This window comes from Mycobacterium sp. E735 (assembly GCF_001666955.1).
In the GTDB taxonomy this organism is placed as follows: domain Bacteria; phylum Actinomycetota; class Actinomycetes; order Mycobacteriales; family Mycobacteriaceae; genus Mycobacterium.
This window is the reverse complement of the sequence record NZ_LZIX01000196.1, coordinates 14107-34268: the sequence shown is the minus strand read 5'-3', so window position 1 is coordinate 34268 and position 20162 is coordinate 14107. Positions and strand designations below refer to the sequence as shown.

Genomic DNA, 20162 nt, shown 5'->3' with positions numbered 1-20162 from the left:
GGCTGGCCTGCGGCTACGACCGCCCGGTCAGGAGAGCTGGTCCAGGCGCAACGGCATCGTGATATCAAGCCAATTGTTCTGCCCGCAGGCGCCGCTTGGGCCGACGGTCTTGTCCTTGCCCGAGAAGACGCGCGACCCGAGTTGGAATCCACCATTGTCATTCACCGGGTAGAAAAAGAAGGCCTGCATCCCGGGGAACGCGGTACCGTCTTCGCACCGCTCCCAGTTCGGCACTTCGCGTTTCACCTTCCACATCTGGCCATCGTTCATATACATGGGCGCGCTCCAACCCTGGTCGCTCGTGACCGTGCCATGGCACTCCTGGGTGGTTTCGCACGTCGAGTTGATGGTCCATACTTGGTAGACCGTCGGTTCGCCGAAGTACTGGTCATTTCTCTGGGCCCAGTCGCCGATGGACGTGGCACGGTAAGTCCCATTGATCGCCACGTCTTCCTTGGTTATAGCCTTGGCCGTGGGCGCAGTGCTCAGACCGCCGAAGGCGGTGAGAGCCACCAGCGTTGCAGTGCTGAGTGTTTTGGCTGGACGCATCGGCTGCTCCTCGAACCGGGTAATCCGAGAGTGCCTGTGGCACCTTTTCGCCGTCGGTTGCGGCGCTCTTGAGCGATGACGTTACACCGCTTCGGGCCGCCGGTTAACGGTTAGGGCAAGATCAGCCGCGCTCATCCGGAGGGGTCGAATTTCGCGATCAGCCAGGAGCCGTTGACTTTCCACAGCGTGACCAGGACGCTGCTCTGCGTGTTCTCAGGATCCTTCTTTTGCTCGCTTTTCGTCGTCTGGTCGACGAAAACCAGCACGACGGCCGAATCGGGATGCAATTCCGAGATTGCGGCCCGAATCACCTTGGCAGAGGCCGTCAGCTGTCCCTTCTGCGCCGTCGGCGCGACGACATCGTCGCTGAATTTGCTGTAATACCTCAGAAGGTCACCGGTGAGATGTGACTTCGCGTTGGTGAAATCGCGGTTCAAATGGTCATAGGAATACGACAACACCGCCACGGCGCCATCTGACGCCGCCTGGATCGCCCGGTGCGCCGCCACATCGTCGACCTGCTGATCCGGCCGGTACACGATGAAGTACACGCCGCCAGCGACTCCCAGTGCGGCAATAACCAACGTTGTCGCGACGATCGAACGCCACCTCGCCGCATACCGGCGGCCCCGGCGCCCGATCTCCGCCAGCCGGTGCAAGCGCGCCGGTCCCACTCCAGCGCGCGCCAGTCCGTCCTCGCCGTCGGGCGAAGTATGGGCGCCGTCAATCGCCTTTCCGGTCCCGTCCGGCGGCGAGCCGGGTTCGACAGTCATCGCACGAATTCAACTTTCGACATCTTGAGCTGGCCGCCGTCGCGGTCCATATTGACGCTGAGCCGAAACAGGGCGGGCGGCGGTTTGGCGGTATCTGGCCCAATGGGATCGGTTTTCGCCGCCACAAGCACGACTCCGGAATTGTCGCTAAACGACTGGACGGCGACGGCTTCGATGGTGACCTTGGCGCCGACCTTAGTCTCCTCGGCCCTCTTGACCATCAGGGGCGACAGCACGGAGAGCTGGTCCTTCTGGTCGCCCGTGGAGGCATCGATGGCGCGCTGGACACTCTCCTTGGCGTGATCGGGGTCAATCGACATGAAGGCCGTAATCCCTTGCCGGGCGGCTGCACTGAACTCCGCGGCGAGTTGGCGATTATGCAACGCGGTGTGATGCTGCCACAGCATGTAGCCGCTCGCGGCGAGAGAAGTGGAGAAGAGAACGATGCCGATGCCGGCGGCTACAGTCTTCCGCCCTGGGCGCCGTAGCCACCGTGGCCGCCTGGGTCGTCGCGGCAAACGTAGCCGTTTCCGCGTGGACGTCGCGGATCGCTGCTCGACGTCGTGGGCGTCGTCCCCCGCGTCCTCGGTTTCGGCTGCCCCGCGCAGGCTCTCCAGGCGCGCCCGAGCCGCCGCGGCGCGCGCTTCAGCCTTGGCAACTTCGTCTTCTTCCGGATGCTCTCCGGATGCGGCCGCTACGTCGCCGCTCTCAGCCCCTGCGTTTGACCGCGGCTCGTCGGGATCGGTCATATCCCTCGGGTCACCACAATCGTCGGTGTCGGGTCCCACCGGATCGTGCACGGGGAGGAAGCTTATCACTCCGACCTGGGGTCAACGCCTTCACCGGACGGCTGGGTTGTGCCCCTGACATGCGGAACTGCTCCCCCCGGGAGGCGCGCGGAGCGGCGTTCGAGACGGCCTGGCGCCCACCCCCGGTTGCCCGAAGTGATCTTCTCCAAGCAGGAGAATTTTCTTTTCGGGTGTGGCAAAGTAATTGGGTGCGATTCATCGTGGCGATGGCAGCCGCGTTGGTCGGCGCCGGCCTGCTGGCGGCGCCGCCATCCTTCGCGGGGCCGACGGTCTGCGACTACCCCGCCTGCACCCCGGGGATCATGCCGCATCAGGTTCTAGGTGCGCCGTGTGACAACACCTCCTATTACGCCTTCGGCGTCGCCGACGGTTATGTCTCGTTCGCCTCGGAGCCCGGACGCTTGATGTTCTGCGGCTCGCCGAGGAGGTACCAGCCGCGTTGGTTCCGCTCACCTCCGATGGCGGGGGTCAAGGAGGAGAACGCAAACTGCCAGAACTACCTGAACTACGTCGCGCAGGCACCTGACGGTTTGTTCCTGATTTGTATTGCTCACGACGGCATAGCCAGTTGGGTCCGCGCTGACACGTAGCCGCGTCAGCCGCGGCCTTCCCGTGGCAGACCCAGCAGGCGTCGGCTCAAATCGGTGACCCGGTCGAGCAATGTGTCGTCGTCGATGTCGGCGACCAGCGGATGCATGACGGCGGTGCTGAGCGCGCCGGAGAACATGGCCGCTTCGATCCGTCCGTCCAGACCGGCATCGCTGAGCAGCACCCGGTACAGGCGGTCCATGAAGAGCTGAAACGGCTTGTGTTCGGCCAGCAATCGGACTACGACGGGATCGAATTGCAGCGTGCGCACCAGCCGGCGGTCACGGACGGCCATCTCAATCACGCGGACCAGCAAGGCATCTCGCGCTTGCGGGCCGTCGTCGTACGCTTCGGCCTCCTCGAGTGCCGGCTCGAGCCGGCCGAGCTCGCGCTCGGTCACGGCGATGACGATCTGCTCTTTGGTCCGGAACTGATGGTAGACAGCAGCTTTCGTGATGCCGACGGCGTCGGCGATCATCTGCAGCGACGTGCCGCTGACACCGTGCATAGCGAACAGATCCAGCGCGGCATCGAGTACCCGCGTCCGGGCCGGGCTGTGCTCGATCAGCCAGAATTGCTCGCCGGTGAGGTGTTGCCGCGCTGTTCCCACGCACCGAGACTAGACGATGCCCTTGACCGAAGCTAGCCGATCGGCTAGCTTCGCTGACGAGCCGTGTGTGTAGCCGATTTCGGGAGGGGTGCAGATGTCCGACGCCGACGGGGGCGATGCACCGGGCCGGGGGAGGACGCGGGCCGCGCAGCGGCGGACCGACGGTGAGCTGATCCTGCTGTGGACTCTGCCCGCGGCCCTGATCCTGTGGATCACCTCGTTCCTTCTCTTCCCGGGTTTCAACCCGCCGATGTCACCGTCGATGTCCGCGGAACAGGTCGCCGCGTTCTATCGCGATCCGGCCCACCTGCCGGAGATCCGGTACAGCATGATCGTGTTCAACTGGTTCGGCGTATGCCTGATCCCGATCCTGGCCCTGATCGTGCTGCAGATCCGCCGGATGGCGCACCGGACGCCGATCTTCTCCTACGCGATGCTGGGTTGTGCGGCCGGCGGCCCGACCCTCTTCCTCGTCGCCAACGTCTGCTGGTTACTGGCCGCCTTTCGTCCGGAACGCAGCCCCGGGCTGACCCAGCTGCTCAACGACTTCGGCTGGATCACCTTCACGATCCTGGTTCCTTTCCTGATCGGCCAGAGCGTGATCCTCGCCCTGGCAATCTATTTCGATGATCAGCCGCGCCCGGTCTTCGGTCGCTGGGTGGCTTACTTCAACCTTCTGGTGGCAGCCGCATTGGTCCCCGCCGCGTTCGTCGGCGTCTCGTTGACCGGGCCGCTGGCGTGGGACGGCTTCCTGTCGTTCTGGGTGAAAAACGCTGCGATCGCCGTCTGGATCGTCGTGATGGGCGTTGTCCTGGCGCGTGCCCTATATCGCGAGCGCGCCGAGAACCACGGGCCCGCAGGCGAATTGGTTGGCGCATGAGCGCGGTGATCACACCGCCGACTTCCCCGGCCCCACCCCCCGCGGGCTCGCTGCCCGAGCGAATCCGCTGGCACATCAGGCATAACCCCAAGCGAGAACTGTGGTTGGCGTGGGGGGCCCTGATGGTGTTCTACACCATCTTTTTCCCGATGTTCTTCATCGTGGCGCAGGTCCAGCCCCCGCCGGAGCCCACCTGGGATCTCGCCACGCAGGCGCACTGGTTCTCCGAGCGCCATCTTGGGATACCGGTCGGCTTCGGCATCATCTTCGCGATCAGCGGCATGATCGCGTTCAACAATGCGATCATCGCGTACTCGATGCGGCGCATGTCGGTCAGCCGCGCCTTCGCGTATTCATATCTGCTCATCTATTCGCTCAGCGCTGTTCCCGGCATGCTGCTGCTCAACATCGCGCTGATCGTCGGCACCCTGCGACCCGAGCGCGACCCCGAGGCGATCGGCTGGCTGTACGACTTCGCCTTCTTGTCCTTCGACGGCACCATGGGGGTGTTCCTGATCGGCTCGCTGATCTGGATGGTCGCCATCCTGCTCGACAAGAATCGGGTGTTCCCCAAGTGGTTCGGGTATTTGAACCTGTGCAACGCGCTGACCGAGGTGGTGGTGGCACCGTGCTGGATCTTCCGGCGCGGCGTGTTCGCGTGGGACGGCGAGATTGCCTGGTGGCTGGACATGGTCGTATTCGGCGTCTACCAAGTCACTTTCATCGTGATGCTATTTCAAATGATCCGCCGCGAAGACTTCGGTACCGGACCACTGCCCAAGCTGCCGGCAAAAGAGGCAGCTGCCTGATGACCGAGGTGGCCGACGAGAACCAACGATCCAGATTCGTGCCCGGTCAACCCGACATGTGGGCCTTCGTGCTGTTCGAGACACTGGTCTTCACAGCGTATTTCGGCTTCTATCTGTTCTCCCGGGCTCGCGATCCCGAGCTGTTTCTGCAGTCGCAGGCGCACCTCGACCTGCGCATCGGGGTATTCAACACCCTTGTCCTGCTCCTGAGCTCGTGGTCGGTGGCGCGGTGTGTCCAGTCCGCCCGCGCCGGCGCCTACCCGGCGGCACTGCGGGACGCGTTCATCACGGCGGGGTTCGCGGTGGTCTTCCTGCTCGGCAAGGTCTTCGAGTGGGCCCGACTGGTCGGCACGGGTAACGGTTTGGGCAGCAACGATTTTTTCACCTATTATTTCTTCCTCACCGGCATCCACTTCGTACACCTGCTGATCGGTTTCGTCGCCCTCGGCGTCATCGTCTACCAACTTCGCGGGAAGGCGCGAAAAGCCCACGAAACGCGGGAATCTCAGCAGCTCGTCGAAACCTGCGCGACCTACTGGCACACCGTCGATTTCCTGTGGGTACTCATCTTCGCGTTGCTGTATGTGGTGAGGTGATCGGAATCAAATTCAACAAACGGCTGCTGGTGGTGTGGCTGATCCTGGCGTCGCTGACGCTGACCTATCTGTGGCTAGACCATTCCGCGGGCGGATCGCTGAGATCCAGCGCGGTGGTGACGTCGAGCGTCATCGTGATCGCACTTGTCAAGGTGCGCATCATTTTTCGAGAGTTCATGGAGGTGCGCAACGCTCCCGTGCTGCTGTGCCGGCTTACGGACGCGTGGGTGCTGCTGATGGGCGTCGCCCTGCTCAGCTGTTACTTCGTCGGCTTGTACCTCTGATTCAGCCCGCGACCGCGACCGCGTCCGCGGTGGTGAACGTGAGGTGGAGTTCGCTCAGGCCGCGCAGGATGTACGTCGGCTCGTAGGTGTAGCGACGCTCGGCGGCCGGGCCGTGATGGGCTTCGTCGATCTCGATGTGCGGCATCCGGTCCAGGATGCGTTCGATCGAAACGCGGCCCTCGACTCGGGCGAGCGGACCGCCCGGACAGGAGTGGACACCCCGGGCGAACGCCATGTGCTCGCGAACGTTCTTGCGGCGCAGGTCGAATTCGTGCGGGTTGGAGAACCGACGCGGGTCGCGGTTCGCGGCGCCCGGCAGGATCATCACCACCGTGCCGGCGGGGATGTCGACACCCCCGACGGTGGTGGCCTTGCGGGCCAGCCGCGAGTCGCTCTTGACGGGGCTGTCCATCCGTAACGATTCCTCGATGAACCCCGGGATCAGGCTGCGGTCCTCGCGCAGCTCCTGCTGGATGTCCGGTCGGTCACCGAGCACCTGAAGTGCCGCGCTGAGCAGCTTGGCCGTCGTCTCCTGGCCCGCGGCGAACAGGAACGTCGCCGAGCGGACCACCTCGATCACCGGGGGCGTCGACCCGTCCGGATACTTCGCCGAGGCGAGCGAGGTCAACACGTCGTTACGCGGCTCGCGCCGCCGGTCCTCGATGTAGTTGCAGAACTTGTCGTCGAGCCACTCCAGCGGGTTGATGCCGACCGACTCGTGGTCGAGGGCGCCCACTCGACCGGGCCTATCGGCACCGAGGACGGAGCGGAACTCCTTGTGGTCTTCCTCGGGCACGCCGAGCAGGTCGGCGATCACCAAGGTGGCGAACGGCTTTGAGTATTCGGCGATGAACTCGCACTCGCCGTTCTGCAGGAACTCGTCGAGCTGCCGGTCGGCCAGGCGCCACATGAACTCCTCGTTGTGCTTCAGCCGGCTGGGGGTCAGCAGCTTGGCCAGCACGGACCGGGCCTTGGTGTGGTCCGGCGGATCCATGGTGACCATGTGCTCGAACATGGGGAAGGAGCTGCGGTGCGCATCGATCTGGGCGCTGATGTCGTCGCCTTCGGGCGTGAACGGCAGCGGCGGGAACGGGCCGCCCAGCGCGACGATGTTGGAGAACGTGTCGGGATCCTTGTAGATCTCGCAGGCTTCGTCGTAGCCCGTGACCGCGACGACGCCATAGTGCGGCAGCCGCAACACCGGGTTCTGGCTGCGCAGGTAATCGAAGTAGGGGTGCGGATCGGGCACCAGAGACGGGTCGGTGAAGAAGTCGATCGACTCGTAATCGCTCATCGGATTGCGTCTCCCTGGCTTGGATTACCGGCTGTGTTCGGCGGCAGGGGCATGGGGCCGCGCGATCTCGAAACCGAAATGTGCTGAGCACCTGCTTAGCATGGCGGTAATGTCAGGGTCAAGATCGCAACGCCGGGGCAGAGCGATGACCTGGCTACGATTTGACTAGGTCGACACCGGAATCTCGAGAGCATGGAGTGACGGCATGACATCTGCTTCTGCGGCCCGCCGGATCGGGGCGCCGGACGCGAAGAATCGCGGCCTGCTGCTCGACGCGGCCGAGCAGCTGATGCTCGAAGAGGGCTATGCCGCCGTGACGTCACGCCGCCTCGCGAACAAGGCGGGGCTGAAACCGCAGTTGGTGCACTACTACTTCCGCACCATGGAGGAGCTGTTTCTGGAGGTCTTCCGCCGCCGCGCCGACGAAGGACTGCAGGCGCAGGCCCAGCTGCTGCAATCGCCGCAACCCTTGTGGGCGCTCTGGCGGTTCGGCACCGATCCGGGCTTCACCCGGATTTCGATGGAATTCATGGCGTTGGCCAATCATCGCAAAGACATGCGGGCCGAAATCGCCTACTACGCCGAACGTTTCCGCGAGGAGCAGCGCAAAGCGGTGGCCGCCGCGTTGCAGCGTTACGGCGCGGGCAACGAGGACGTGCCGGCGGTGGTCTGGACGGTGTTGATGACCAGTTTGTCGCGCATGCTGGTGCTTGAGCAGGCGATCGGCATGTCCGGCGGTCACGCCGAGACCGTGGAGTTGGTCGAGCAATACCTGCGTCGCCTAGAGGGCGAGCCGCGACCGATCGAGGATGTCCCGCCGACCTGGGTAGTTCACCAGTTGCGCAGCGAGCAGAGCACGCCTTTGGGGCCGTCCTTGGACACGACGACGGCCCCGTCCACCGCCAGATCACAGTGAAGCCCCGGCGTGCCGGGCTCGGTGCCCGTGCTCGCCACGACCATCGCGTAGTCATCGGGGTTCGACATGTCCAGGTCGAAGCTCCACGGTTTGCCCGGGCCGAGATCGACATCGACGTGCGGCGTGAACGAGTAGGGGTTGTGGCTGTAGTCGGAGAACTTCTCCGGCTGGTGGTCCAGGTAGTAGATGTCGGTGTAGATCGGATTCTGCGCGGTGACGGTGTACTTGACGTGATGCATCACCGGGTCGGCGACGGCGTGCGCGGCGCTCACGACCGAGCCGGTCGCACCAACCAGCAACGCCGACAGGGTCGCTGCGCCCACGCCCAATCGTCTGCCCGTCATCTCGCTCCTCCAGCCGCCCGTCCCGCACTCGTGGTGCGGTTCATGACCCGCTCCGCGGCCCGCCAGTGTGCGTCGGCGACCCACAGCCGCGCAAAGGATGCTATCGCTTCGTCGGCCGAAACCCCGCTGATTACGCGCTTTATCTCGGTCGCCGGGTGCCGGGCCAACGACCTGGCGACGGATTGCCATCCCGCGTCGAACTCCGCGCGCGGCAGCACCCGATCGACCAGGCCGACTCGTTGCGCCTCGGCCGCCGTGAGGGCGGTTCCGGTGCCGGCCAGCAACAGCGCCCTGCTCTTGCCGACGAGCGCGGCCAGCCGCTCGGCGCCGCCCCAGGCCGGCATGATCTCCAGCTCCACCTGGTTGAAGGCGATCTTGACGTCGTCGGCCGCCAGCCGGATGTCGGCGGCGACCGCGACTTCGGCGCCGCCGCCGAAGGCGTGGCCATTCAGCGCGGCGATCACCGGCGCCGGGAAGCTGGCCAATTGGTCGCATATCGCTCGCATCCGCTTGGCCATCGCCGCGGCATCCTCTTCCGTCCGCAGTGCGCGCAGCTCCTTGAGGTCGCCGCCGGATACGAAGGCCCGATCACCCGCGCCCTTGATCACCAAGGCTTTGGCGCCCGCCGCCGCGTCGAGCGCCTTCTCCAGCTGCTGCATGGTGTCCAGCGCGATGGCATTGCGCGCTTGCGGGCGATCGATGGTCAGCACCGCCAACCCGTCGTCGATCTCCAGGTCCACCATGCGTCATTCACTCCTCGGATGAAAATGCACGATATTGGCATTCTCTCGGTGCGAGAATAACATCGTCGTCGCAGGCCGAAGGGCTATCGTCAACGAAGACAGGGGTGCTCGGTGCTGGATCGAAGCGTGGCCACGGTCGCGGCGGCACTGGCCGTCGCCGCAGTTGCGGGTTGCGCGTCGCGACCGTCGACCCAGATCTCCAGCACCGCCTCGGTGACGGTCGACGGTAACGACCGGACCTTCCACATCGTGAAGTGCGGCCAGTTGCAGTGGACCCGGACGATCGACATCGGCGGCAACTTCGCCGGCGCCAAGATCGTCATCGACGAAAACGCGCAACCCGCGTCCGCCGAGTCCGTCCGCATCCAGAACCTGGGCGGGTTCAGCGGGATGTACTCCCGGGGCGACGGCGGCAACGCCGACCTGAGCGTTACCGGTGACAAGTTCACCGTCAGCGGCACCGCCAACGGCTACAAGACCGACAAACCCGGTGAGCCGGCCACCGCGACGTTCAAAATCGTCGTCACCTGCTGACCGCTCGGAACCGCAATCGGCGGGCGGCGTTGCGATTCGACGCCCGTAGAGAATAGTATTCTCGTAAATCAAGAAGGAGGATTCCATGGGCCAGTTGTCGCATCGTGAAGACGTCCCGTTCCCGATCTTTGACGCGGACAACCACCTCTACGAGCCGCCGGAGGCGCTGACCAAATACCTGCCCAAGGCGTACCAGGACTACGTCCAGTACGTGCAGGTCAACGGGCGGACGAAGATCGCGATCCGCGGCCACATCAGCAACTACATCCCCAACCCGACCTTCGAGGTCGTCGCCCGGCCGGGCGCCTGGGAGGAGTACTTCAAGTACGGCAACCCGGAGGGCAAATCCAAGCGCGAACTGTTCGGCGAGCCGATGCGCGCGATTCCGGCGTTCTTCGAACCCGGCCCGCGGCTGGAGAAGATGAACGAGCTGGGTCTGGACCGCACCCTGATGTTCCCGACGCTGGCCAGCCTGCTCGAGGAGCGGCTGCGCGACGACCCGGTCGCCATCCACGTCCTGGTCCACGCGCTGAACGAGTGGCTCGACGACGTCTGGGGGTTCAACTACCAGAACCGCATCTTCACCACGCCGGTCATCACCCTGCCGATCGTCGAGAAGGCGATCGAGGAGCTGGAATGGGCGGTCAAGCGCGGTGCCCGCTGCATTCTGGTGCGCCCGGCTCCGGTCCCCGGCTTCCGCGGCCCCCGGTCGTTCGCCCTGCCGGAGTTCGACCCGTTCTGGGAGCGCGTCGTCGAGCACGACGTCCTGGTCGGCATGCATTCCAGCGACAGCGGCTACTCCCGCTACACCTCCGAGTGGGACGGGGCCGAACAGGAAATGCTGCCGTTCCAGACCAACGCGATGGGCATCCTCAACGAGTGGCGGCCGATCCAGGATGCGGTGGGCTCGTGGGTGATCCACGGCGCGCTCTATCGCCACCCCAAGCTGAAGGTCGCGATCGTCGAGGCGGGTTCGAAGTGGATGACCCCGCTGCTCGACGGCCTCGCCGAGGTCTTCCGCAAGGCGCCGGAGGCGTTCCCGAGCGACCCCGTCGAGATGGTCAAGAACCGGATCCACGTCAGCCCGTTCTTCGAGGACGGCATCGACGACCTGATCAGCCTCGTCGGGGTGGATCAGGTGCTGTACGGCTCGGACTGGCCGCACCCGGAGGGGCTTGCGGAGCCGACGTTCTACGTCAACGCGCTGTCGCACCTGTCCGTCGACGACCAGGCGAAGATCATGGGTGGCAACCTCGGTCGGCTCGTCACGGTGTGACTGGCGCGCCGGCCGGCCAGCATTGGGAGACCATCCCCGCGATGGTCTCGAGCGCGGCGGACCGCTTCGGCGACGCGGAAGCGGTCGTCGACGGTCCGCTGCGCTTCACCTTCACCGAGATCGTCGACAGAATCCGTTGCGCAGCAGGCGCTTTCGCCGAGCTGGGCGTCGACAAGGGCGATCGTGTCGCGGTCTGGGCGCCGAATTCCGCGGAATGGATCATCGCGGCCTTCGGGCTGCTCACCGCGGGCGGTGTGCTGGTGCCGGTCAACACTCGGTTCAAGCCGGACGAAGCGGGCGACATCATCGCCCGCAGCAAGGTCAAGGCCGTCCTGGTCCAGAAGGGCTTTCTGGGCCAGGACTACACCGCGCCCGCGGGGACGCCCGTCATCGACCTGAAGTCCGACTTCCTCGCCAGCGGTGCACCGTTCGAGCGGGCGGTGAACGGCAGCGACATCGCCGACATCATCTTCACCTCGGGCACGACCGGCCGCCCGAAGGGCGCCATGATGAACCATCGGCAGACGCTGCGGATGTACGAGGAATGGGCGACGCTCGCGGATCTGCGCCAGGGTGATCGTTACTTGCAGATCAACCCCTACTTCCACACCTTTGGCCTCAAGGCCGGGCTGATCACGTCATTCCTGCGGGGCGCGACGATGCTGCCGGTGCCGGTGTTCGACGTCGACGCCGTGGTGGAATTGATTGCCCGCGAACGGATCACGATGCTTCCCGGGCCGCCGACGCTCTACCACTCGCTGCTGACCGTCGCCGACAAGTCCAAGCTGTCGACCCTGCGCGCCGGCGTGACCGGCGCCGCCGACATCCCCGTCGAGCTGGTCCGTCGCATCCATGACGAATTGCCGTTCCAGACGCTGATGACCGGATACGGCCTCACCGAGGCGGGCAACGTCACGCTGTCCCTGCCCGGGGATTCGTTCGAGGACGTCGCCACCACCGCGGGTGTGCCCTGCGACGGGGTCGAGGTGCGCATCGCCGGCGATGGCGAGGTGCTGGTCCGCGGCTACGGCGTCATGCAGGGATACCTCGACGACCCGGCGGGCACCGCCGAGGCGATCGATCCGGACGGGTGGTTGCACACCGGCGATTTGGGCCGCCTCGATGCGGCGGGCCGGCTGCGGATCGACGGGCGCAAGAAGGACATGTTCATCGTGGGCGGGTTCAACGCCTACCCGGCGGAGATCGAGGGCTACCTGCTGGAGCACCCGGCGGTGGCGCAGGCCGCCGTGATCGGGGTTCCCGACGATCGCCTGGGCCAGGTCGGCAAGGCCTTCGTGGTGGCGAAAACCCAGGTTTCCGAGGATGACCTGTTGATATGGTGCCGGGAGCGGATGGCTGGTTTCAAAGCGCCGAGATCCATCGCGTTTCTCGACGAGCTGCCGCTCAATGCGACCGGGAAAGTTATGAAGGATCAACTTCGTTGAGCGACGGCGACATTCATTCGATGGTCATCGCGTCGGACTATCGTGTTCCCGACCCCAGCCGGGTATGGCCGCTGCTCGAGCGCAGGAAGGCGGCCCTGGCCGATATCGGCGCCCACCACGTCCTGGTCTACACCTCGACGCATGACTACGGCCGGGTGCTGGTGATGATCGGAGTCCACAGTCGCGAGCCGATCGTCGAGTTGCTGCGCTCGCGCGTGTTCTTCGAGTGGTTCGACGCGGCCGGCGTCGACGACATTCCCGCGGTCTTCGCCGGCGAGATCGTGGACAGGTTCGTCCCGGAGGCCCCGGCGACTCCGGAGGCGCCCGGCGTCGTGGTCGCCGCCATCGCCTCCGTCCACGACGTGTCGGCGCTCACCGCCGAAGTCGCCTCGGCCAGGGACAGATTCGTCGCGGCCGGCATCCGTAAGACCTGGATCTTCCAGGCCTTCGACGACGAGCACGAGGTGCTGATCATGTCGGAGTTGCCCGACGAGGAGAGCGCGCGGCGGTGGATCGAGCACCCCGACGCGGCGGCCGAGTGGATGAGCGGCGCCGGGGTGGGCCCCTACCCGCCGGTTTTCGTCGGGCGATTCTCCAACATGATGCGCATCGAGGCGGACTGAGCGGTCCGCCGGAATGTTCGTCTGCCTGTGTAACGGAGTCACCAGCCAAACGGTGACCGAGGCGGTGGAAGCCGGGGCCTGCACGACCAAGGAGGTCGCGGCAGCCTGTGGGGCGGGCGCCGACTGCGGGCGCTGCCGGCGAACCGTCCAGGCGATGCTGCGATCGTCGGATCCGAACGGCGCTGCCACCCGGCCGCGGTCTTAGCGGCGAACGCTGCCGTCCGGCGACATCGGCTGGACGAGTTCGACGAGCAGGGGCGGGATTTCGAGCCGCGGCAATACCACCTCGACGAGCACCATGCTGTCCCGGTGCTGTGCGGCGGCCGCCAGGGCGTCGTCGAGCTCACCGTACGTCTGCACCCGGAACGCCAGGTGATCGGCGACGCCCAGCGCGTTGGGGATGTCGGTCCATTTCCAGTTCACGATGTCGTTGTAGGGCGCCGTCTCCCCGTGGATCGCCCGTTCGACGGTGTAGCCGTCGTTGTTGACCACCACGATGACCGGTGACAGCCCTTCGCGCGAAAAGTTGCCGAGCTCCTGGACGGTCAGTTGCGCGGCACCGTCACCGATCAGCAGCACCGTCCGCCGGTCCGGATGTGCCACCCCGGCACCCAGCGCCGCCGGCAGCGTGTATCCGATTGAGCCCCAAAGCGGTTGGCCGATGAACGTCACGCCCTGGGGCAGGCGGTGGTCGGCCATGCCGTAGAACGAGGTGCCCTGGTCGGCGAGGACCACGTTGCCCGGTGTCAGGGCCACGCAGAGGCGGTCCCACAGCATCTCCTGCGTCAGCGGTTGATCGCGTGGCGGTGGCGGGGGCAGGGCCTCGGCGGGCGGCGACGCCACGGGCGGCGACGTGATCGCGCGGCGGGTCAAAATGGTGGCCAACGCCTCGAGCGCGGCGCCCATCTCCAGCGGAGCGAAGACCTCACCGGCCACGGTGGTTTGGTACTGCGCGACGTCGATGGTGCGCGCCGGGTCGATCCGCTGGCTGAAGAAGCCGCTGACCATGTCGGTGAACACCACGCCGGCGGTCACCAGAACCGGCGCCTCTTCGATCGCGGTGCGCACCGCCGGGACGCTGGCAGACCCGGCGTAAATGCCCAAGTAGTGGGGTGAGCTTTCGTCGAGGAGGCTCTTACCCCACATCAGCGTCGCGTAGGGCACCACGTCGGCCGCCAGCAACGCCTCGAGTTCTTTGACCACCTGCAACCGGTGCACTAGCAAGTCGGCCAGCACCGTCAGCTGGTGGTCACCGATGAGTTCGGCGGCGGCCTCAACGAACAGTGAAAGCGCGCGCGGGCTGGTGCCGCCGGTGTAGCGGGGCAGCGGGTCCGCGGGCGGTTCGGTGGGGAAGCGGGCCACGTCGGTGGTCAGCAGGATGTACCCGGGCCGCTTCTGCTCGCGCACCTCGGACAGCACCCGGTCGATCTCGCGGCGGGCGGTCGCGGGCATCAGGTTGGCTTGGGCACAGGTGATCTCGCGACTGACGCGCAAGAAGTGCTCGAAGTCTCCGTCGCCGAGCGAGTGGTGTAGCGCGCGCCGGGTGCCCTGCGCGTCCTTGGACGGGCCCCCGACGATGTGCACGACGGGCACCTGCTCGGCATAGCTGCCCGCGATCGCGTTGGCCGCCGACAGTTCGCCCACGCCGAAAGTCGTTACCACCGCGGACATTCCGCGCAGCCGGCCGTACCCGTCGGCGGCGTAGCCGGCGTTCAGCTCGTTGGCGTTGCCCACCCAGCGGATGGTCGGGTGGGCAACGATGTGGTCGAGGAACTCCAGGTTGTAGTCACCGGGAACGCCGAAGATCTCGGTGACGCCGAGTTCGGCGAGGCGGTCCAACAGGTAGTCACCGACGGTGTAGACGGGCTGGTTGTCAGGCACAAGCACGACGGTACCTCGGTCGAATTCATTCCGGCGGGCACGGCGTTTCAGTATCGTGCGGGCCATGGCACTCAAAGAATCCCGTGACATCGTCATCGAAGCCAGTCCGGAGGAGATCCTGGACGTCATCGCCGATTTCGAGGCGATGCCCGAATGGTCCGAACCCCATCAGAGTGCCGAGGTCCTCTCGACCGGCGACGACGGGCGGCCCAGCCAAGTGAAGATGAAGGTGAAGGTCGCCGGGATCACCGACGAACAGGTGGTGGCCTACACCTGGGCGCCCGACGCGGTGAGCTGGACGCTGGTGAGCTCCTCGCAGCAGAAGGCGCAGGACGGCAAGTACACCCTGGTACCGCAGGGAGACGCGACCCTGGTCAAGTTCGAGCTTCTCGCGGACCCGAACGTGCCACTGCCCGGCTTCGTCTTGAAGCGCGCGGTGAAGGGGACGATCGATTCCGCGACCAAGGCGCTGCGCGAGCGGGTACTGAAAGTGAAGAAGGGCAAGTAGCCGCAGTGGGTGACGCCGGACCCCTGGCCGGGGTGAGGGTGATCGAGCTCGGCGGGATCGGACCGGGCCCCCACGCGGGCATGATGCTCGCCGACCTGGGTGCCGACGTGGTGCGGGTGCGCCGGCCCGGTGGCCTGAAGATGCCGGCCGAAGATCGCGATCTGCTGCATCGCGGGAAGCGGATCGTCGACCTGGACGTCAAGACGCGGCCGGCGGCACTGCTCGATCTCGCCGCCAAGGCCGACGTGCTGTTGGACTGTTTCCGCCCGGGGACCTGTGAGCGACTCGGCATCGGTCCCGACGAGTGCGCGGCGGTCAATCCGCGCCTGATCTTCGCGCGGATCACCGGCTGGGGGCAGGACGGGCCGCTGGCCCGGACGGCGGGCCACGACATCAACTACCTGTCGCGGACCGGCGCGCTCTCCGCGCTGGGCCACGCCGACCGGCCGCCGATGCCGCCGCTGAACCTGGTCGCCGACTTCGGTGGCGGCTCGATGCTGGTGCTGCTCGGCATCGCCGTCGCGCTTTATGAACGGGAACGTTCGGGCCGGGGTCAGGTCATCGACGCGGCGATGGTGGACGGCGTCAGCCTGCTCGCCCAGATGATGTGGACCATGAAGTCGACCGGGGCGCTCAGGGACCGGCGCGAGTCGTTTCTGCTCGACGGCGGCGCTCCCTTCTATCGCTGTTATGAGACCGCCGACGGCAAGTACATGGCGGTCGGCGCCATCGAGCCGCAGTTCTTCGCGGCGTTGCTGACCGGGCTCGGCCTGTCGGCCGACGAGGTCCCCGGCCAGCTCGACGTCGGGTCCTACCCGCGGATGTACGACGTCTTCACGAAGCGATTCGCCAGCCGCACCCGTGACGAGTGGACGGCCACATTCGCCGGCACCGATGCGTGCGTCACCCCGGTGCTGACGTGGAGCGAAGCGGCGGCCGACGAGCACTTGAGGGCACGGTCCACCGTGATCACCGAGGACGGCGTCGACCAGGCCGCCCCGGGCCCCCGCTTCTCCCGCACCCCGGCGGCACCGGTCGGGCGGCCGCCCGCGGCCACCACGCCACTTAGCGAAATCGACTGGTAGCCAGCGTTTTTACGCCGAATCGATCCGGATGCGGGTCGTTGTTGCTAGGTTGAGCTCAGTGGCCGTAAAAGCATCACGCGAATTTGTCGTCGACGCGCCGCCCGAAGTGGTCATGGAGGCGCTGACAGATGTCCGCGTCCTGTCGTCGTGGTCGCCCCTGCACAAAGACATCGAAGTGATCGACCGTTATCCCGACGGCCGTCCCCACCACGTCAAAACCACCATCAAGATCCTGGGGCTCGTCGACAAAGAGATCCTGGAATATCACTGGGGCCCCGACTGGGTCGTCTACGACGCCAAAGGGACTTCCCAGCAGCACGGCCAGCACGTCGAATACAACCTCACGCCCGAGGGCCTCGACAAGACCCGGGTGCGGTTCGACGTGACGGTCGAACCCGGCCGGCCGATGCCCGCCTTCATCGTCCGGCGGGCCAGCGAAAGCGTGCTCGACTCGGCGGTAAAGGGATTGTGCGAATTGGTAAAGCACGTCGACGGTACAGCCGAGTCGGAATAGTCGGCGGCACGCATTTTTGCCTTCGGGACGGCCGGAGCGGTTGCTAACTTATTAGCAGTGGCCGTTCAAGCATCGTCGGAAATTGTGATCGACGCGCCTCCGGAGGTGATCCTGGAGGCGCTGGCCGACATGGACGCCGTGCCGTCATGGTCGCCGGTGCACAAGCGGGTGGAGGTTGTCGACAAATATCCCGACGGGCGGCCGCACCACGTGAAGGTCACCATCGCGGTGACCGGCATTCACGACACCGAATTGCTGGAATACCACTGGGGCCCGGACTGGATGGTGTGGGACGCCGCCAAGACCGCCCAGCAACGGGGTCAGCACGGGGAGTACAACCTGAGCCGCGTGAGCGACGACAAGACGCGGGTCCGATTCACCATCACGGTCGAACCCTGGGCGCCGCTGCCCGAATTCTGGGTCAACCGGGCACGCAAGAAAATCCTCCATGCCGCGCTGGAGGGCCTGCGAAAGCGGGTGACCGAGGGCTACGGCCCGGCCGGGTCACCGTAGGACGGCCAACCGCCTGATCGCCTCGTCGAGGGTGTCCTCGTGTTTGCAAAAAGTGAAGCGCACCAAGTGATTCCACACTTTGGCTTGGGCCGACGCGTGCGCGGCGGCCGGGTCGCAGAACGGCGACAGCGGGATGGCGGCCACCCCCGCCTTCTCCGGAAGCGCCGCGCAGAACGCGGCGCTGTCGTCGTAGCCCAGCGGCCGCGGGTCGGCGCACAGGAAGTACGTGCCCGCGCTGTCGTGCACCTCGAAGCCGATCTCCGACAGCCCGGCGGCCAGCCGGTCGCGACGGGCCTGCAGCGAGCGGCGCAACTCGGCGACCCACGCGTCCTCGGTGTCGAGGGCGAGGGCCACCGCCGGCTGGAACGGCGCGCCGCCGACGTAGCTCAGGTACTGTTTGGCCGCCCGCACCCCGGCGATGAGTTGTGCTGGGCCGCAAGCCCATCCGATCTTCCAGCCGGTGCAGTTGAACATCTTGGCCGCGCTGGAGATGGTGACGGTGCGCTCGGCCATGCCGGCGAAGCCGGCCAGCGGCAGGTGCCGGTGGTGATCGAACACCAGGTGCTCGTACACCTCGTCGGTGATCACCAAGAGGTCGGCGGCGACCGCGACCTCGGCGATGGCGGCGAGCTCGGTGGCGCTGAGCACCGTGCCGGTCGGGTTGTGCGGCGAGTTGACGATCAGCGCGCGGGTGCGTGGCGTCACCGCCCGGCGCAGCGCGTCGGCGTCCAAGGCGAAGCCGCGGCCGTGGGGGACCAGGGGGACGGCCACCCGGTCCGCGCCGGCCATCGCCAGCACCGGCGAGTAGGAATCGTAGAACGGCTCGACGAGCAGCACCTCCGAGCCGGGCTCGATCAGGCCGAGCACCGCCGACGCGATGGCCTCGGTCGCCCCGACCGTCACCAGCACCTCGGTGTCGGGGTCGTACTCGATGCCGAAGTGCCGCCGCCGCTGGGCGGCGATGGCGTGCCGCAGCGACTCCACGCCGATGCCGGGCGGGTACTGGTTGTTCCCCTCGGCAATGGCATCTTGGGCCGCCTTCAACATGGCCGCGGGGCCGTCCTCGTCGGGGAAGCCCTGGCCCAGGTTGACCGCACCGACCCGCGCGGCCAGCGCCGACATCTCGGCGAACACCGTGGTCGCGTATGGACGCAGTCGCGACACCGTCATGCTGGTCGAGCTTAGGGGTCGCCAGGACTCGAACGTCACGCCAGCGTGGCGCTCGCGTGCGGCGGCCACGCTGGCGTGACGCTCGGCAGGCTTTACCAGCGGCGATCGGCCCAACCAACAGGTTGGCCGGGCACTTTGTTAGGGTGCGGTATCCGGACCTACCTTTAATACGGATCCGAAACCCACTTGTGAAGAGGAACTCGACATGTCCGAAGAAGCCTTCATCTACGAGGCCATCCGCACGCCGCGGGGCAAGCAACGCAACGGCTCGCTGAACGAGGTCAAGCCGGTGAACCTGGTCGTCGGGCTGGTCGACGAGCTGCGCCGGCGCAACCCCGACCTCGACGAGAACCTGATCAGCGACCTGATCCTCGGCGTGGTGTCCCCGGTCGGTGACCAGGGCGGCGACATCGCCCGCACCGCGGCGCTGGTGGCGGGGCTGCCCGAGACCACCGGCGGCGTGCAGCTCAACCGGTTCTGCGCCTCGGGCCTCGAAGCCGTCAACACCGCCGCGCAGAAGGTGCGCTCCGGCTGGGACGACCTCGTGCTGGCCGGCGGTGTCGAGTCGATGAGCCGCGTTCCGATGGGCTCCGACGGCGGCGCCTGGGCGACCGACCCCGAGACCAACTACCGGATCGGCTTCGTGCCGCAGGGCATCGGTGCCGACCTGATCGCCACCATCGAGGGCTTCTCCCGCGAGGACGTCGACGCGTACGCGCTGCGGTCGCAGCAGAAGGCCGCCGAGGCCTGGTCGGGCGGCTACTTCGCCAAGTCGGTCATTCCGGTGCGCGACCAGAACGGCCTGGTCATCCTGGACCACGACGAGCACATGCGGCCCGACACCACGATGGAGGGCCTGGCCAAGCTGAAGACCGCGTTCGACGGCATCGGCGAGATGGGCGGCTTCGACGACGTGGCGCTGCAGAAATACCACTACGTCGAGAAGATCAACCACGTCCACACCGGCGGCAACAGCTCGGGCATCGTCGACGGGGCCGCGCTGGTGCTGGTCGGCTCCGAGGCCGCCGGCAAGTCGCAGGGCCTGACCCCCCGCGCGCGCATCGTCGCCACCGCGACCAGCGGGTCCGACCCGGTCATCATGCTGACCGGCCCGACCCCGGCCACCCAGAAGGTCCTCGACCGCGCCGGGCTGACCGTCGACGACATCGACCTGTTCGAGCTGAACGAGGCGTTCGCGTCGGTGGTGCTGAAGTTCCAGAAGGACCTCAACATCCCGGACGAGAAGCTGAACGTCAATGGTGGCGCCATCGCGATGGGCCACCCGCTGGGCGCCACCGGCGCCATGATCACCGGCACCATGGTCGACGAGCTCGAGCGCCGCAACGCGCGTCGCGCGCTGATCACGCTGTGCATCGGCGGCGGTATGGGCGTCGCCACCATCATCGAGAGGGTTTAGG

At 66.3% G+C, this 20162-nt stretch carries 25 protein-coding genes; 16 read left to right on the top strand and 9 right to left on the bottom strand.

What is annotated here, in order from left to right; translation table 11 throughout:
• Window positions 1–27: 27 nt before the first annotated feature.
• From A5704_RS15660 to A5704_RS15650, 3 genes are all read right to left on the bottom strand, one after another.
• Window positions 28–549 carry a hypothetical protein gene (locus A5704_RS15660; RefSeq protein WP_067753308.1) on the bottom strand — a complete coding sequence of 174 codons (522 nt, stop codon included), beginning with the start codon at window positions 547–549 and terminating at the stop codon, window positions 28–30.
• A 131-nt stretch (window positions 550–680) separates the two neighbouring features.
• Window positions 681–1322, bottom strand: coding sequence for a hypothetical protein (locus A5704_RS15655; protein WP_067784116.1), 642 nt, complete (start codon window positions 1320–1322; stop codon window positions 681–683).
• Window positions 1319–2071 (bottom strand): hypothetical protein, encoded by a 753-nt coding sequence (locus A5704_RS15650; protein WP_067889780.1) that lies wholly within the window; start codon window positions 2069–2071, stop codon window positions 1319–1321. Before A5704_RS15650 ends, A5704_RS15655 begins: the two co-directional genes overlap by 4 nt.
• Before the next feature lie 266 nt (window positions 2072–2337).
• Here A5704_RS15650 and A5704_RS15645 point away from each other — a divergent pair, with 266 nt between their 5' ends.
• On the top strand, window positions 2338–2721 hold the full coding sequence (locus tag A5704_RS15645) for a hypothetical protein (protein ID WP_197499169.1): 384 nt from the start codon (window positions 2338–2340) through the stop codon (window positions 2719–2721).
• Between the two features lie 5 nt (window positions 2722–2726).
• Here A5704_RS15645 and A5704_RS15640 read toward each other — a convergent pair whose 3' ends face one another.
• Complete coding sequence (locus A5704_RS15640) at window positions 2727–3329, bottom strand: TetR/AcrR family transcriptional regulator (protein WP_067753315.1); 603 nt, start codon at window positions 3327–3329, stop codon at window positions 2727–2729.
• 94 nt (window positions 3330–3423) lie between these two features.
• Here A5704_RS15640 and A5704_RS15635 point away from each other — a divergent pair, with 94 nt between their 5' ends.
• From A5704_RS15635 to A5704_RS15620, 4 genes are read left to right on the top strand one after another with little or no spacing between them, the layout of a single operon-like run.
• Entirely contained in the window at window positions 3424–4209 is a 786-nt protein-coding gene (locus A5704_RS15635; protein WP_067753414.1) for a hypothetical protein, read from the top strand.
• Window positions 4206–5018 carry a hypothetical protein gene (locus A5704_RS15630; protein ID WP_067753318.1) on the top strand — a complete coding sequence of 271 codons (813 nt, stop codon included), beginning with the start codon at window positions 4206–4208 and terminating at the stop codon, window positions 5016–5018. The genes A5704_RS15635 and A5704_RS15630 overlap by 4 nt, the downstream gene beginning before the upstream one ends.
• Entirely contained in the window at window positions 5018–5614 is a 597-nt protein-coding gene (locus A5704_RS15625) for a cytochrome c oxidase subunit 3 family protein (protein WP_067753321.1), read from the top strand. The genes A5704_RS15630 and A5704_RS15625 overlap by 1 nt, the downstream gene beginning before the upstream one ends.
• Window positions 5614–5898 carry a cytochrome C oxidase subunit IV family protein gene (locus tag A5704_RS15620; protein ID WP_067779279.1) on the top strand — a complete coding sequence of 95 codons (285 nt, stop codon included), beginning with the start codon at window positions 5614–5616 and terminating at the stop codon, window positions 5896–5898. The genes A5704_RS15625 and A5704_RS15620 overlap by 1 nt, the downstream gene beginning before the upstream one ends.
• A 1-nt stretch (window position 5899) precedes the next feature.
• Here A5704_RS15620 and A5704_RS15615 read toward each other — a convergent pair whose 3' ends face one another.
• Entirely contained in the window at window positions 5900–7192 is a 1293-nt protein-coding gene (locus A5704_RS15615) for a cytochrome P450 (protein ID WP_067753324.1), read from the bottom strand.
• Between the two features lie 205 nt (window positions 7193–7397).
• Between A5704_RS15615 and A5704_RS15610 the strand changes: the two genes are divergently transcribed.
• Window positions 7398–8108: a TetR/AcrR family transcriptional regulator gene (locus A5704_RS15610; RefSeq protein ID WP_067753328.1), complete on the top strand. Its 711-nt coding sequence runs from the start codon at window positions 7398–7400 to the stop codon at window positions 8106–8108.
• Here A5704_RS15610 and A5704_RS15605 read toward each other — a convergent pair.
• On the bottom strand, window positions 8024–8407 hold the full coding sequence (locus A5704_RS15605; protein WP_082954881.1) for a hypothetical protein: 384 nt from the start codon (window positions 8405–8407) through the stop codon (window positions 8024–8026). The genes A5704_RS15610 and A5704_RS15605 overlap by 85 nt on opposite strands.
• A 41-nt stretch (window positions 8408–8448) precedes the next feature.
• Window positions 8449–9195 (bottom strand): enoyl-CoA hydratase/isomerase family protein, encoded by a 747-nt coding sequence (locus A5704_RS15600; protein WP_067753334.1) that lies wholly within the window; start codon window positions 9193–9195, stop codon window positions 8449–8451.
• A gap of 114 nt (window positions 9196–9309) precedes the next feature.
• Between A5704_RS15600 and A5704_RS15595 the strand changes: the two genes are divergently transcribed.
• The 5 genes from A5704_RS15595 (at window position 9310) to A5704_RS15575 (ending at window position 13278) form a co-directional block, all read left to right on the top strand.
• Window positions 9310–9729, top strand: coding sequence for a lipoprotein LpqH (locus A5704_RS15595; RefSeq protein ID WP_369827084.1), 420 nt, complete (start codon window positions 9310–9312; stop codon window positions 9727–9729).
• A gap of 85 nt (window positions 9730–9814) precedes the next feature.
• A complete protein-coding gene (locus tag A5704_RS15590; protein ID WP_067779271.1) occupies window positions 9815–11005 on the top strand; it encodes an amidohydrolase family protein in 1191 nt (396 codons plus the stop codon).
• A 41-nt stretch (window positions 11006–11046) separates the two neighbouring features.
• On the top strand, window positions 11047–12450 hold the full coding sequence (locus tag A5704_RS15585) for a FadD3 family acyl-CoA ligase (protein ID WP_067753420.1): 1404 nt from the start codon (window positions 11047–11049) through the stop codon (window positions 12448–12450).
• Window positions 12447–13073 (top strand): fatty-acid--CoA ligase, encoded by a 627-nt coding sequence (locus A5704_RS15580; protein ID WP_067753345.1) that lies wholly within the window; start codon window positions 12447–12449, stop codon window positions 13071–13073. Before A5704_RS15585 ends, A5704_RS15580 begins: the two co-directional genes overlap by 4 nt.
• Before the next feature lie 13 nt (window positions 13074–13086).
• Window positions 13087–13278: a bacterioferritin-associated ferredoxin gene (locus A5704_RS15575; protein WP_067779277.1), complete on the top strand. Its 192-nt coding sequence runs from the start codon at window positions 13087–13089 to the stop codon at window positions 13276–13278.
• Here A5704_RS15575 and A5704_RS15570 read toward each other — a convergent pair.
• The gene (locus tag A5704_RS15570) at window positions 13275–15020 is read right to left on the bottom strand and encodes an alpha-keto acid decarboxylase family protein (RefSeq protein ID WP_369828464.1); all 1746 of its coding nucleotides are present in this window, start codon (window positions 15018–15020) and stop codon (window positions 13275–13277) included. The genes A5704_RS15575 and A5704_RS15570 overlap by 4 nt on opposite strands.
• Between A5704_RS15570 and A5704_RS15565 the strand changes: the two genes are divergently transcribed.
• The 4 genes from A5704_RS15565 to A5704_RS15550 are packed head-to-tail and all read left to right on the top strand — an operon-like array spanning window position 15019 to window position 17574.
• Window positions 15019–15462, top strand: coding sequence for an SRPBCC family protein (locus A5704_RS15565; RefSeq protein ID WP_067753348.1), 444 nt, complete (start codon window positions 15019–15021; stop codon window positions 15460–15462). The genes A5704_RS15570 and A5704_RS15565 overlap by 2 nt on opposite strands.
• Window positions 15463–15467: 5 nt before the next feature.
• A complete protein-coding gene (locus A5704_RS15560; protein WP_082954878.1) occupies window positions 15468–16547 on the top strand; it encodes a CaiB/BaiF CoA-transferase family protein in 1080 nt (359 codons plus the stop codon).
• A gap of 58 nt (window positions 16548–16605) precedes the next feature.
• Window positions 16606–17061, top strand: a complete 456-nt coding sequence (locus tag A5704_RS15555; RefSeq protein WP_067753354.1) for an SRPBCC family protein — start codon at window positions 16606–16608, stop codon at window positions 17059–17061.
• Window positions 17062–17118: 57 nt separating this feature from the next.
• Complete coding sequence (locus tag A5704_RS15550; RefSeq protein ID WP_082950154.1) at window positions 17119–17574, top strand: SRPBCC family protein; 456 nt, start codon at window positions 17119–17121, stop codon at window positions 17572–17574.
• On the opposite strand, the gene A5704_RS15545 is transcribed toward A5704_RS15550, so the two are convergent.
• Window positions 17566–18744 (bottom strand): pyridoxal phosphate-dependent aminotransferase, encoded by a 1179-nt coding sequence (locus A5704_RS15545; protein ID WP_067753357.1) that lies wholly within the window; start codon window positions 18742–18744, stop codon window positions 17566–17568. The genes A5704_RS15550 and A5704_RS15545 overlap by 9 nt on opposite strands.
• A 205-nt stretch (window positions 18745–18949) precedes the next feature.
• Here A5704_RS15545 and A5704_RS15540 point away from each other — a divergent pair, with 205 nt between their 5' ends.
• Window positions 18950–20161, top strand: a complete 1212-nt coding sequence (locus tag A5704_RS15540) for an acetyl-CoA C-acetyltransferase (protein ID WP_067753360.1) — start codon at window positions 18950–18952, stop codon at window positions 20159–20161.
• The last annotated feature ends 1 nt before the right edge of the window (window position 20162 follow it).